This window comes from Streptomyces sp. NPDC047982 (assembly GCF_043204165.1).
GTDB lineage: Bacteria > Actinomycetota > Actinomycetes > Streptomycetales > Streptomycetaceae > Streptomyces.
On the sequence record NZ_JBIDBS010000004.1, the window covers coordinates 18,798 to 31,699 of the forward strand.

Here is a 12,902-nt window from a genome sequence, read left to right on the forward strand (position 1 = left end):
CTCACAGGGGAAGTGCTTCCTGGATGCCGGAGGGAACCGGTCGGCCGGAGGTCTGGGGAGCGGCCAGGGGTGTCGTACGGGGCATGCGCTTGCGCCTGGCCGGCTTGGCTCCGGCGGCCCGCTGAGCGCGGATCCGGTCGAGGAGGACGGAGGCGGGCTCGTCGTCGGGGTCCTGAGGCACCAGGGCGCCGGTGAAGGCGGTGTGGAGGAGCGCGTTGCGAAGTTCAAGTGCCTCGTCGTTCAAACTGCGAACGTTCTCATAGAGCCCAGCAAGTTGCTCTGCGGAACCTTCCAGTTCCTCGCACAACGCATCTTGAATATTCCTCGGAGGAACCGGAATGGGGAGTTCTCTGCACGTCGAAAGGGCGATATTGAATTGTCCAGCAGTCGCACGAGCCGTTCCCGTCAAAAGCCCGATGACATACGGAGACTGAAGTACGAACCGCAGCCACTCGGGCGAGATGTCCGGTCCCGCACGGAAGGCGACGATAGCCTGATTGATGTTCCACTCAGAGTGATCCGCAGGAACTACGGCCGTCTTACCCAAGGGCGGGCCGACGATATTAGTCAGAACATCACCCGGCAGAACTTTAGAACGCTTGAGGCTCTGTTCGTGAGTTTCACGGTCGACAAAAGTCGGACGTACGGTAAAGTCAATGAAGCCACGCTTCGAGATATTATAGACTTTCAGGAAAGGCACATCTCCTGCATTTGCATGCATGAGCGAAGCTTGGGGCGTCGCACCAGAAACGATCAATGAGCAAACATCCTGGGCTACACGCCATTCCCATCCCGCAGGTAGCGCACGTAGAGATCGATAATTGATTTTCCTGCTGGACCTGGCTTGAATATCCTCCAGGGATTTCTCGCTCGGCTCACACTTCAAGCCGAGAACACCCCTGTCGAGGATGCTATCCATGAGAGGTTGCTGCTTCGCGGAAGCAGCCTGAACAGCCGCCTCCCCCGCCTCAATATGCGCCAGCTGTTCAGCCAGCTTGGCGACAATACGACGCTGCTCCCCCAAAGGCGGAAGCAAGATAGAGAAATCCTTGAACTGCTCCCAGTGAGCCCGAGGGCGATCACCTGTCGGGTTCTTCTGCATAACATATTGAACGAAATCGGGGCTCAGGAGCCGGTACAGCAAGAAACGGGAATCGATGGCCCCACTCGAAGGGAAAACAATAAATTCTCCTGAGCAGATTCCATCAAAATCAGCAAGAACCACCTTGTTCAGATACGGCCTCAAACGCCCATACAGAAGATATCCGGGCCTCACAATGGGAGATGAGCTCTTAATGGAAGCGGCCGAGGCAAATTTCACCACCCTTCCCGTATGAGACTCGACGTTGTCCATCCCGAGATACGGAAGGTTGTCATCTGCACTCGGCTTATACCTATCCGAAATCGGAGAGATAATCTCACCAAGAGTCGTTCGAATCCACCCTGCAGGCAACTCCCCCGTGACATCCCTCTCAGAACCCGAGCCCCCCGGCTCCGGCCCCGTACCCGAGTCGGTTGTCACGCGCTCAGCTCCCTGTCCATTTCAGTGATGATGTGTTCCGCCCGCGTCCCCCCGAATTCGGCGATGAAACCGTCCGTGCCGTTGCATGAGGTGAAAGGGGCGTAATCGAGGTCAGCGGTGTCGAAGCGTACACGTTTGGCAGTTGCCTCGGCGATGCGGTCGAGCCACCAGCGTTGCCGTTCCGTGAACCGGGTGCCCATCTGCTCCTGGCGGGCGATCCACGCCTGATAGCGCTCGCGCACGACCTCCTCATGCGGGCGCGGAGCCGGTGCGCCCCGCTCGGCGCCGCCCGCGAGTTCGTAGCGGAGCAGGGCCAGCAGGTCAGGGGCCGTGTGTGTGCGGCGGGCCCCGTCGGTCGCCGCCTCGCCCAGCTTCTCGTACGCCTGCCAGAGCTTGTCCGGGGTCCAGGCGCGCGGTGGGCGGGCGATGCTGCGGGCCACGTCGTTGAGCCTGTTCATGGCGACGCTCGGCGGCACGTCGGAGCCGGCGCTGAACGCGATGGACATGGCCGCGATCTCGTCGCGGTTGTCGGCGATGTACTGGCGCCAGTCACGGACCGTCCGCGCCGCCGTGTCCTCGTCATCGGCGACCGCGCCCGCACGGAGCAGTTCGTCCACGCCGTTCTCGTCGTAGAGGATGTCCTTCGCGCGCCGCATCTCCAGCAGTCGGGCGCGCAGCGGTGGCTGGGCGGCGAGCGGCTGCACGGCACGCTCGATGAGGTCGCGTACCGCGCGCTCGGGATCGCGGCCCGCGCGCTCGGCGGCCTCCCGGACTTCGAGCTGCCGGTCCGCCGAAACGGCGTCGACCATCTCGTGAACGATCTTCGTCAGTTCCAGTCCGCCGCTCAGGCGCTGGATCTCGGCTCGCTCCTCGTCCGTCATTTGAATATCGAGTTTGGCGAGTCGGGCCGCGAGTGTGGAGACCTCTTCCTCCTCGATCGTGTTCGCGGCAGTTTTACGAAGCAGCTTTTCCAGACTGATCTGTTTGTCGGTGTGTCGTTCCAGCGGTGCCGCGTCGACTTTCGGCTTCTTTGTCACGCCGACCGCGTCGACGATCACGAAGCGGGTTTTCGGCCCGACACCGGGGGTGACCTTCTCGAAATCCGTGAGGGAGAGAGTGCGGGCACCGCGGCCCTTCATCTGTTCGAAATACGCCCAGCTCTTGACATCCCTGAGGAACAGCAGACATTCGAGCGGCTTCACGTCCGTGCCGGTGGCGATCATGTCGACCGTGACCGCGATGCGCAGGTCGGGAAGGTTACGGAAGGCCGCGAGGCGTTCGGCGGCATTGTGGGCCGCGCTGGTGATCTTCGCGCAGAAGTCGTTGCCCTTGCCGAAGACGTCCCGGATGACCTCGACGATCTCCTCGGCGTGGTTGTCGTTCTTGGCGAAGACCAGCGTCTTCGGCACGTACATCTCGTCCCACAGCAGAGCACCCGTGTCCGGGTGACGTCTGGCCCGCTCGGGGAAGATCTCGGTGAACAGCCGGTCGCGGAAGGTCTGGACGACCGTACGCAACTGGTCCTTGCTGATGACTCCGACACCTACCTGGCGCGCGCCGTACTCGATGTCCTCGTCAATGTCCTCGTAGCGCTGGCGGCGCGTGCGGCGGTCACGGACCGGGATGGTGCCCTGCGCGATGACTCCGCCCTCGGCGGTTATCCGTGTCTCGATCTCGTACACGGAGAAGTCGACGTTGACACGGTCGGCCACGGCCTCCGGGTACGAGTACTCGCTGACCAGGTTGGCGTTGAAGTAACCGAAGGTCTGGGCAACAGGGGTGGCGGTGAGGCCGACGATGGGGGCGTCGAAGTACTCGAGGACGGAGCGCCACTTGCCGTAGATGGAGCGGTGGCACTCGTCGACAACGATCAGATCGAAGGCTTCCGGGGGGATGTTCGCGTTATAGCCGACCTCGATGCCGCCCGGCACCTCAACGTCGTAGCCAGTCTCCCCCTCCCCTCGTTCGGTCCCCGGCAGGGTCGCACCGGTGAGTTCCATGTAGAGGCGCTGGACGGTGGAGATGACGACCTTGGAGGAGGCGAACATGCCCTCCGCGCCGAGGCGCTGGACGTTGTAGAGGTCGGCGAACTTGCGGTCGGTGTCCGGGGTCCTGAAGTTCTCGAACTCCGCGAAGGCCTGTACACCGAGGTTGTTGCGGTCGACGAGGAACAGAACGCGCTCGGCGCGGGCGTGCTTGAGGATCCGATACGAGAACGTGACGGCCGTGAACGTCTTGCCGGCGCCGGTGGCCATCTGCACGAGGGCGCGGGACTGCCCCATCCCCTGCTGGCCCTTGCCGAAGGCCAGCGAGTTCTCCACGCCGCGTACCGCCGCGATCTGCGCCGGCCTCAGGGGGCGTTCGTCGAGTTCGGGCATGCGTCGACGCAGTCTGGCCCGGTAGCTGGGGGCCTGCTCGTCCTCCTCGGCCTGGCGGACCCAGCGGGCCAGTGTGCGCGGCTGGTGGAAGGAGAAGATGCGGCGAGTGCGGGAGTCCGGGTCGAGGACGGACCGGAAGCGGGTCTCGCCGCCGTCGCTGACGTAGCGGAACGGGAGTGGGGTGCGCCAGGCGGTAAAGCGCTGCTGGGCATCGGTGGGATGGTCTGCGTAGCGGTCGGCCTGGGTCTCCGCGGCGGACAGGTCGGCGCCCTCGCGCTTGGCCTCGATGACGCCGACGAGCTTGCGGTCGACGTAGAGGACGTAGTCGGCGCGGCCCCGGGCGGTGGTGACCTCGCGGACAGCCACACCGTTGCCCCGCCAGTCGCCCTGGACGTGGAGGTTGAGGTCGGCGCCACCGTCCTGGACGTCCCAGCCCGCCGCCGTGAGCATGGCGTCGAGCCGCTTGCGGACCTGCACTTCCGTGAGGGGTTCGCGGGATGCCTGCTCGGCGTTGTCGAGGAGGCGCGCGCGCTCGGCGACGGCGGCCGATGCAGCAGCGGTGTCGGTGGCACCTGCGTGTCGGCGGTCGAGCTGTGCGGCCTCGGCAGCGGTCTGGAACTCCTTGAGCTGGTGCTGCATGGCCGCGACCGCGCGGGCCAGTTCCTCACGCTCGGCCTGGGCCTGGGCCAGCTCGCGCTCGACGGCGCTGCGGGCGGCCTGCTCAGCCTGGGCCTGGGATGCCTGGTCGTGGTAGCTGAGACGGGCCTCCTCCAGCTCCCTGCGGGCCCGGGCGACGTCCAGGAGCAGGCGCTCGTTCTCGGTGGCCGGGGTGCGGTCAGGGCTGGGCGGCACGAACGGCAGCTGCTCGCGCGAGCCGGTAAGCAGCCGGTGGTACCAGGCTCCGAGGCGGAAGCAAGTACGCAGGGCGCGGAAGGCGTCGTCGGCGCTGTCGAGCCCCGAGTGGTTCGCCTCGTTACCGAGGGCACGCACCTCGTGGAAGGCGGAGCCCACGTCGCCGTGGAGGTAGCCCTCCCGGTCCAGGGCCCGCAGCCGGTCGAACTGGGTGGTTCCCTCCACCCGGACCCGGGCCCGGCTGATCAGGTCGGCCGCCATGGCCTCCGCGAACTGGCGGCACTTGATCAGGGAGGTGTTCGGGTCGGTGAAGACATGGCTCTCGGCGGCGGTTCCATAGGCGACGAGCAGCGGAAGGTGCGGCAGCAGGAACCCGAAGTTGCGAGACTTCCCGGCCAGGCGTACGAGTCGGGGGTCTGGCGCCTGAGACACCCCGTCTGCGCTGCTCATGGGTTGGTACCGCCTTTCCGGGAGTACGAAGGTCACCGCTGCTCGTACAGCGTGATCACCCATCGAGCCTAACCGGCGACCGGTCCTTGCCGCTGGTTCTTCTGCCCCACCGTTCCGACCGCCGTGATCTGGTTCCCGCCACCGGCGAAAAGCCACGCCAACACGCTGGCAACATGATTCACTCACCCGGACCGCGCCATGACTACAAGGGGAGGCCGCACATGGCCAATGAGATCGATCCGTCGTTCACGGCCCTGCCCCTGCGCTCGCTGGCCGATGCGGCGCTCGCCCGGGCGCGGGCGCTCGGGGCCGCGCACGCGGACTTCCGTTTCGAACGGGTGCGCAGCGCGTCCTGGCGGCTGCGGGACGCCCGGCCCGCCGGGAGCTCGGACACCACCGACCTCGGGTACGCGGTGCGGGTGGTGCACGACGGTGCGTGGGGCTTCGCGTCGGGAGTGGACCTGACGATGGACGCCGCGGCGAAGGTGGCCTCCCGGGCCGTCGCCCTGGCGAAGCTGTCGGCGCAGGTCATCGCGGCGGCCGGGTCGGACGAGAGAGTCGAGTTGGCCGACGAGCCGGTGCACGGCGAGCGGACCTGGGTCTCGTCGTACGCGATCGACCCGTTCTCCGTGCCGGACGAGGAGAAGGCTGCACTGCTCGCGGAGTGGAGCGGGCGGCTGCTGCGGGCGGAGGGGGTCGCGCATGTGGACGCCACGCTGACGACCGTCCACGAGAACAAGTTCTACGCGGACACGGCCGGCACGGTCACCACGCAGCAACGGGTGCGGCTGCACCCGGAGTTCACCGCGGTCGCCGTGGACGGGGTCACCGGCGAGTTCGACTCGATGCGGACGGTCGCCCCGCCGGTGGGCCGCGGCTGGGAGTACCTGACCGGGACCGGCTGGGACTGGGACGACGAGCTGGAGCGGATCCCCGGGCTGCTGGCGGAGAAGATGCGGGCGCCGAGCGTCGAGGCGGGGACGTACGACCTGGTCGTCGACCCGTCGAACCTGTGGCTGACCATCCACGAGTCGATCGGCCACGCCACCGAGCTGGACCGGGCGCTGGGGTACGAGGCGGCGTACGCGGGCACCTCGTTCGCCACCTTCGACCGGCTGGGGAAGCTGGCGTACGGCTCCCCCGTCATGAACGTGACTGGTGACCGGACCGCCGAGCACGGGCTGGCGACCATCGGGTACGACGACGAGGGCGTCGAGGCGCAGTCCTGGGACCTGATCAAGGACGGGACGCTGGTCGGGTACCAGCTGGACCGGCGCATGGCGAAACTGACGGGGCTGGGCCGGTCCAACGGCTGCGCGTACGCGGACTCGCCCGGCCATGTCCCCGTGCAGCGCATGGCGAACGTGTCGTTGCGGCCGGATCCGGGCGGGCCGTCCACGCAGGAGCTGATCGGCGGGGTGGAGCGCGGGATCTACGTGGTCGGCGACCGGTCGTGGTCGATCGACATGCAGCGCTACAACTTCCAGTTCACCGGACAGCGGTTCTTCCGCATCGAGAACGGCCGGCTGACCGGTCAGCTGCGCGATGTCGCGTACCAGGCGACGACGACGGACTTCTGGGGCTCGATGGAGAAGGTCGGCGGCCCGCAGACGTACCTCCTGGGCGGCGCGTTCAACTGCGGCAAGGCCCAGCCGGGCCAGGTGGCGGCCGTCTCGCACGGCTGCCCCTCCGCCCTCTTCCGGGGCGTGAACATCCTCAACACGACGCAGGAGGCGGGGCGATGAACGGTCACCACGGAACCGGCCGGGGGTCCGGGGGGCGCCACCCGGGGGAGCACAGTCTCGACACGACGCAGGAGGCCGGGCGATGAGCCGCGTGACCAAGCCGCACGAGATCGTCGAGCGGGCGCTCGACCTGTCCACGGCCGACGGTTGTGTCGTCATCGCGGACGAGGAGTCGTCCGCGAATCTGCGCTGGGCCGGCAACGCGCTGACGACGAACGGGGTGACGCGAGGGCGGACCCTCACCGTCATCGCGACCGTCGACGGCGCGCAGGGCACCGCGTCCGGTGTGGTGTCGCGGTCCGCCGTCACCACCGACGACCTGGAACCGCTGGTGCGGGCGGCCGAGGCCGCCGCGCGCGGGTCGGACCCGGCGGAGGACGCGCAGCCGCTGGTCGACGGGGTGCCGCCGTCCCCCGGCTTCACGGACGCGCCGGCCGAGACGGGGTCGGACGTCTTCGCGGGGTTCGCCCCGGCGCTGGGCGACGCGTTCGCCCGTGCCCGGTCGGGCGGCCGTGAGCTGTACGGCTTCGCGTACCACCAGATGACCTCCATGTACATCGGCACGTCGACGGGGCTGCGGCTGCGCCACGACCAGCCGAACGGGACGCTGGAGCTCAACGCCAAGTCCCCCGACCGGACCCGGTCGACGTGGGCGGGCCGCTCGACCCGCGACTTCCGGGACGTCGACCCCATCGAGCTCGACACGGAGCTGGCGGGGCGGCTGCGCTGGGCCGAGCGCCGCGTCGACCTGCCCGCCGGGCGGTACGAGACGCTGCTGCCGCCGTCCGCCGTGGCCGACCTGCTGGTCTACCAGCTGTGGTCGTCGGCGGCACGGGACGCCGCGGAGGGGCGCACGGTGTTCTCCCGGCCGGGCGGCAGGACACGGCTCGGCGAGACCCTGACCGAGCTGCCGCTGACCCTGCGCAGCGACCCGCACGCGCCGGGGCTGGAGTCGGCGCCGTTCGTGATCGCCCACGCGTCCGGGGACAGCGCCTCCGTCTTCGACAACGGTCTGCCGCTGGCGTCGACCGACTGGATCCGGGAGGGCCGGCTGGAACATCTGACGACCACCCGGCACACGGCGCACCTGACCGGGCTGCCGGTCACGCCGGCCATCGACAACCTGCTGCTCGACGGCGGCGGGGAGCGGTCCCTGGAGGAGATGGTGGCCGCGACGACCGGCCGCGCACTGCTGCTGACCTGTCTGTGGTACATCCGGGAGGTCGATCCGGCGACACTGCTGCTGACCGGGCTGACCCGCGACGGGGTGTACCTCGTCGAGAACGGCGAGGTCGTCGGCGAGGTGAACAACTTCCGGTTCAACGAGTCGCCGGTGGACCTGCTGTCGCGGGCCGCGGAGGCGGGCCGTACGGAGAAGACGCTGCCACGCGAGTGGAGCGACTGGTTCACCCGGGCCGCCATGCCCGCCCTGCGGATCCCGGACTTCAACATGAGCTCCGTGAGCCCGGGCGTGTGACCCGCTCAAGGGCTGTCCCGTGACCCGTGGTGGATCGGCGTGCGGCGTCAGGTGCGGTGCATCGCAAGGCGCGGGGGCGTTCGCATACCGGATGCATGCGGACGTTCCGGCAATGCGGCGAGATGCCGCAGCCGTCGTCGCGCGCCCGCCAGGAGTTACGGGCCAGCCCTTAGACTGGCTGGTGCTGTCCGACGCGCCCGAGCGTCCGGACGCACATCCGATGCACACGCGAGGAGAGAAAGTACCGTGACGGACATCGTCGACGAGCTGAAGTGGCGTGGGCTGTTCGCCCAGTCCACCGATGAGGACGCACTGCGCAAGGCTCTCGCGGACGGCCCCGTCACGTTCTATTGCGGCTACGACCCCACCGCGGCGAGTCTGCACGTCGGCCACCTGGTGCAAGTGCTCACCATGCGCCGGCTCCAGCAGGCGGGGCTGCGACCGCTCGCCCTGGTGGGCGGGGCCACCGGTCAGATCGGTGACCCGAGGCCGACCGCCGAGCGCACGCTGAACGACCCGGAGACGGTCGCCGAGTGGGTGGCGGGGCTGCGCAGGCAGATCGAGCCGTTCCTGTCCTTCGAGGGCGAGAACGCGGCGGTCATGGTGAACAACCTGGACTGGACGGCGGGCATGTCCGCGATCGAGTTCCTGCGCGACATCGGCAAGCACTTCCGCGTCAACAAGATGCTGACCAAGGACGCCATCGCCCGGCGTCTGGAGTCCGACGAGGGCATCAGCTACACCGAGTTCAGCTACCAGCTGCTCCAGAGCATGGACTTCCTGGAGCTGTACCGGCGCTACGGCTGCACGCTCCAGCAGGGCGGCAGCGACCAGTGGGGCAACCTCACCGCGGGTCTCGACCTGATCCACCGCCTGGAGCCGGGCGCCGAGGTGCACGCGCTGGCGACCCCGCTGATGACGAAGGCGGACGGGACCAAGTTCGGCAAGTCCGAGGGCGGGGCCGTCTGGCTCGATCCGGCACTGACGACGCCGTACGCGTTCTACCAGTTCTGGCTGAACGTGGACGACCGGGACATCTCCCGGTACATGCGCGTCCTCAGCTTCCGCACCCCCGCGGAGCTGGAGGAGCTGGAGAAGGTCACCGAGGAGCGTCCGCAGGCCCGGACGGCGCAGCGCGCGCTGGCCGAGGAGCTGACGACGCTGGTGCACGGTGCCGACCAGTGCGCGGCGGTCGTCGCCGCGTCGAAGGCCCTTTTCGGCCAGGGCGAACTGGGCGAGCTGGACGAGGCGACGCTGAGCGCCGCATTGTCCGAGGTCCCGCACGCGCGGGTCGCCGAGCTCGGCCCGCTGGTGGACCTCCTGGTGGAGGTGGGCCTGGCACCGAGCAAGTCGGGTGCCCGCCGCACGGTGAAGGAGGGCGGCGCGTACGTGAACAACGTCAAGGTCACGGACGGCGAGAGCGCACCGGACCGCGAGCAGTTGCTGCACGGGCGGTGGCTGGTGCTGCGCCGGGGCAAGAAGAACCTCGCCGCTGTCGAGGTCACCGGCTGATCCCACGCCGGTCAGGGGCCCCGGACCGGCAGAGTCGCCCGGAGGGGTCACGGCTCCCCGGGTGCCCACGGATTGTGGTGGCCACGACCCTCGGGCGGCCGGGGACCGTCGATGCCGGCCCGCGGCCGGGTACGCGTGACGCGTGCCCGGCCGCGGTGCGTCGTGTTCCCGTTCAAACCCCGTGGTCGCGGCTCGCGGTTCTGCGCCCGGAGCCGCGGAGCGCGGCCCACAGGCTGCTGCCGACACCGACGACGACCACCGCGCCGATCAGCTGCAGCAGATGGCGGATCCAGTCGATGCCCTTGGTGTCGTGAACTCCGATCCAGGTCGCGGCGGCATTGCCCAGGATGCTGCCGATGAGGCCCAGGAGCGCCGTCAGCCAGAGAGGGATGTTCTGTTTGCCGGGCAGGATCGCCTTCGCGATCAGGCCGAGCACCAGTCCCACGATGATTGCCCACAGCCAGCCCATGTCGCCTCCTCGCGCGACGTGATGTCGCATCTGCGGCCCAGTCTCGGGGCGGCGGCCACGCGTCGCACGCCGGACTCGTCCGGATGCACGACGCGGCCGTTCCGTGTCCGCGGCGGCGCAGGGACCCCGTACGCGCGGCCCGGCGCAGGACCCGTGTGCGTGGATCGACCGGACCGGGCGCGTGGACCGGCCGGGCGATCGTAGGGACGGGACGCGCCCCGGCCGCGAAGCCTCCGGACGCCGGGCGTACCGTTGGAATACGGTCCGGACAGGGACATGTACCGGCACGGGAACGAGGTGTTCCCCGGGCCGCCGGGCGCTGGGGGAAGGGTGGTGGAGACGTGATGCGGAAGCAGAACGCAGTCGAGGTCTTCCGGATCACGGGAGCCAGGCAGGGGCTCGCGGACGATGTGCGCGGCAGGCAGCGGCGCTATGTGATCTCGATGTCCGTGCGGACGGTCTCGGTGATCCTCGCCGCAGCGCTGTGGAACGTCGAGCGGTACGTGGCGATCGTGGCCCTGGTCCTCGGAGCTCTGCTCCCGTACGTGGCGGTCGTCATCGCCAACGCGGGCCGGGAATCCACTCCCGGGCTCCCCTCGACGTTCGTCCGTGCTCCGGTGCGGCCGGCACTCGACGCCCCGCCCGTGTCCGATACGACACCGTCCGGCCCCGTCGACGACGAAAAGCGTGGCGGGGACCCCATGTGAACCACGGGGAACCGTAGTGCCACCGCGGCGGCCGTCAGCGGTCCCCGCGACGTGCGCGCCGACCCCGGGATTCGCGAAAACGTCAGATGAATCCTGAAGTTACGGTGCACCGGACACCGGTCTGCGTGACATACTTCGTACGCGCTCCGCATCCCCCGTCGGAGCGACGGACCGACGCCGGGCAGCTCCCCCCGTGGCTGCTCGGCGTCGTTTTTGTTCGTCGTGGCGGGACACGTGACGGGACGGGCGCCGGGCGACCGGTCGGTCTGCGGACCGCTCGGGGCCCCGCACCCCGGCTGACCTAGGGTTGAGTCCGTGAAATCCCCCGATACCGCGGCCGAGAACGCCGCCGCCGCACCCACATGTTCCGCCAAGGGCTGCCGGGCGGACGCCGTGTGGGTGCTGGCCTGGAACAACCCGAAGCTGCATACGCCGCAACGCCGCAAGACGTGGCTGGCCTGCGAGGAGCATCGCGAGCACCTCTCCTCCTTCCTGGGCGTCCGCGGCTTCCTCAAGGACGTCGTGACGCTGGCCGACTGGGAGTCCGGGGCCGCCGGTCGCTGAGGGCCGCCGTCAGCCGCCGATCGCCGACATCGGCCGGTCCGGTTGCAGGAAGGACGGGTCGTCCAGGCCGGATCCGGCCTTCTTCCCCCACATCGCCCGCGCCCAGATCCGGGCGATCTCCTCGTCCGGCGCGCCCGATCGCAGGGCGCCGCGCAGATCGGTCTCCTCGCGGGCGAAGAGGCAGGTGCGCACCTGCCCGTCGGCGGTGAGCCTGGTCCGGTCGCAGGCCCGGCAGAAGGGGCGGGTGACGGAGGCGATGACACCGACCCGGTGGGGCCCGCCGTCGACGAGCCAGCGTTCGGCGGGCGCGGACCCGCGCTCGCCCTCGCTCTCCTCGGTGAGGGTGAAGCGGGTGCGCAGCGACCGGAGGATGTCCCCCGCCGTGATCATGCCGTCGCGCTTCCAGCCGTGCTGGGCGTCGAGCGGCATCTGCTCGATGAAGCGGAGCTCGTATCCGTGCTCGACGGCCCAGGCGAGCAGGTCGGGGGCCTCGTCGTCGTTGAGCCCCGGCATCAGGACGGTGTTGACCTTGACCGGCGTGAGACCGGCGTCGCGGGCGGCGCCGAGGCCGGCCAGTACGTCGCGGTGACGGTCGCGGCGGGTGAGCGCCTTGAAGACGTCAGGACGCAGGGTGTCCAGCGAGACGTTGACCCGGTCCAGACCGGCCTCCTTGAGCGCGCCCGCCGTGCGTCCCAGCCCGATGCCGTTGGTGGTGAGCGACAGCTCGGGACGCGGGGCGAGGGCCGCGCACCGCTCGACGACGGAGACGAGGCCGGGGCGCAGCAGCGGCTCGCCCCCGGTGAAGCGGACTTCCGTGACGCCGAGGCGGGTGACGGCGATACGGACGAGCCGGACGATCTCGTCGTCGCTGAGCAGGTCGGGCTTGGCCAGCCATTGCAGACCCTCTTCGGGCATGCAGTAGGTGCAGCGCAGATTGCACCGGTCGGTCAGCGACACGCGCAGGTCGGTGGCGACCCGGCCGTACGTGTCGATGAGCATGTGGGCCCCTCCCGGTCGTTCTCCCGGCTTCCGTTCCCGGGCTGTCGCGGCTCGCGGCGCCGCCCCGGTCGTCCCGTGCACCGCTTTGGCCGGGCGCCGGGCGAAGCCTGTGGCGGGATGTCCGGCCCGGCCTCTGGGGCCGACTCTTCCGAGACTACGCGAGACCTGTGCCATCGGAGGGGCTCGTATGACACGCGTACGCACCGGGAGTCACTCGTACGGCACGG

The 12,902-nt window shown here is 69.0% G+C and carries 9 protein-coding genes; 5 read left to right on the plus strand and 4 right to left on the minus strand.

Going from position 1 to position 12,902, the window contains the following annotated elements; translation table 11 throughout:
* Position 1 precedes the first annotated feature (1 nt).
* Together ACGF2V_RS05645 and ACGF2V_RS05650 are read right to left on the minus strand one after the other, a co-directional pair.
* Positions 2-1,354: a hypothetical protein gene (locus ACGF2V_RS05645; protein WP_362703622.1), complete on the minus strand. Its 1,353-nt coding sequence runs from the start codon at positions 1,352-1,354 to the stop codon at positions 2-4.
* A gap of 164 nt (positions 1,355-1,518) precedes the next feature.
* Positions 1,519-5,202, minus strand: coding sequence for a DEAD/DEAH box helicase family protein (locus ACGF2V_RS05650; protein ID WP_362703625.1), 3,684 nt, complete (start codon positions 5,200-5,202; stop codon positions 1,519-1,521).
* Between the two features lie 221 nt (positions 5,203-5,423).
* On the opposite strand from ACGF2V_RS05650, the gene ACGF2V_RS05655 reads away from it, so the two are divergent.
* From ACGF2V_RS05655 to tyrS, 3 genes are all read left to right on the plus strand, one after another.
* Positions 5,424-6,947 (plus strand): TldD/PmbA family protein, encoded by a 1,524-nt coding sequence (locus ACGF2V_RS05655; RefSeq protein WP_362703627.1) that lies wholly within the window; start codon positions 5,424-5,426, stop codon positions 6,945-6,947.
* Positions 6,948-7,029: 82 nt separating this feature from the next.
* Positions 7,030-8,424: a metallopeptidase TldD-related protein gene (locus ACGF2V_RS05660; RefSeq protein ID WP_362703630.1), complete on the plus strand. Its 1,395-nt coding sequence runs from the start codon at positions 7,030-7,032 to the stop codon at positions 8,422-8,424.
* A 246-nt stretch (positions 8,425-8,670) separates the two neighbouring features.
* Positions 8,671-9,936 carry a tyrosine--tRNA ligase gene (tyrS, locus tag ACGF2V_RS05665; RefSeq protein WP_362621287.1) on the plus strand — a complete coding sequence of 422 codons (1,266 nt, stop codon included), beginning with the start codon at positions 8,671-8,673 and terminating at the stop codon, positions 9,934-9,936.
* Between the two features lie 172 nt (positions 9,937-10,108).
* On the opposite strand, the gene ACGF2V_RS05670 is transcribed toward tyrS, so the two are convergent.
* A complete protein-coding gene (locus ACGF2V_RS05670) occupies positions 10,109-10,405 on the minus strand; it encodes a GlsB/YeaQ/YmgE family stress response membrane protein (protein WP_362621289.1) in 297 nt (98 codons plus the stop codon).
* A gap of 344 nt (positions 10,406-10,749) precedes the next feature.
* Here ACGF2V_RS05670 and ACGF2V_RS05675 point away from each other — a divergent pair, with 344 nt between their 5' ends.
* Together ACGF2V_RS05675 and ACGF2V_RS05680 are read left to right on the plus strand one after the other, a co-directional pair.
* Positions 10,750-11,112, plus strand: coding sequence for a DUF3099 domain-containing protein (locus tag ACGF2V_RS05675; protein WP_362621291.1), 363 nt, complete (start codon positions 10,750-10,752; stop codon positions 11,110-11,112).
* 315 nt (positions 11,113-11,427) lie between these two features.
* Positions 11,428-11,676 (plus strand): hypothetical protein, encoded by a 249-nt coding sequence (locus ACGF2V_RS05680; RefSeq protein ID WP_362621293.1) that lies wholly within the window; start codon positions 11,428-11,430, stop codon positions 11,674-11,676.
* A gap of 9 nt (positions 11,677-11,685) precedes the next feature.
* Here the strand turns inward: ACGF2V_RS05680 and moaA are convergent, their stop codons facing one another.
* Positions 11,686-12,675: a GTP 3',8-cyclase MoaA gene (gene moaA / locus ACGF2V_RS05685; RefSeq protein ID WP_362621295.1), complete on the minus strand. Its 990-nt coding sequence runs from the start codon at positions 12,673-12,675 to the stop codon at positions 11,686-11,688.
* Positions 12,676-12,902 lie beyond the last annotated feature (227 nt).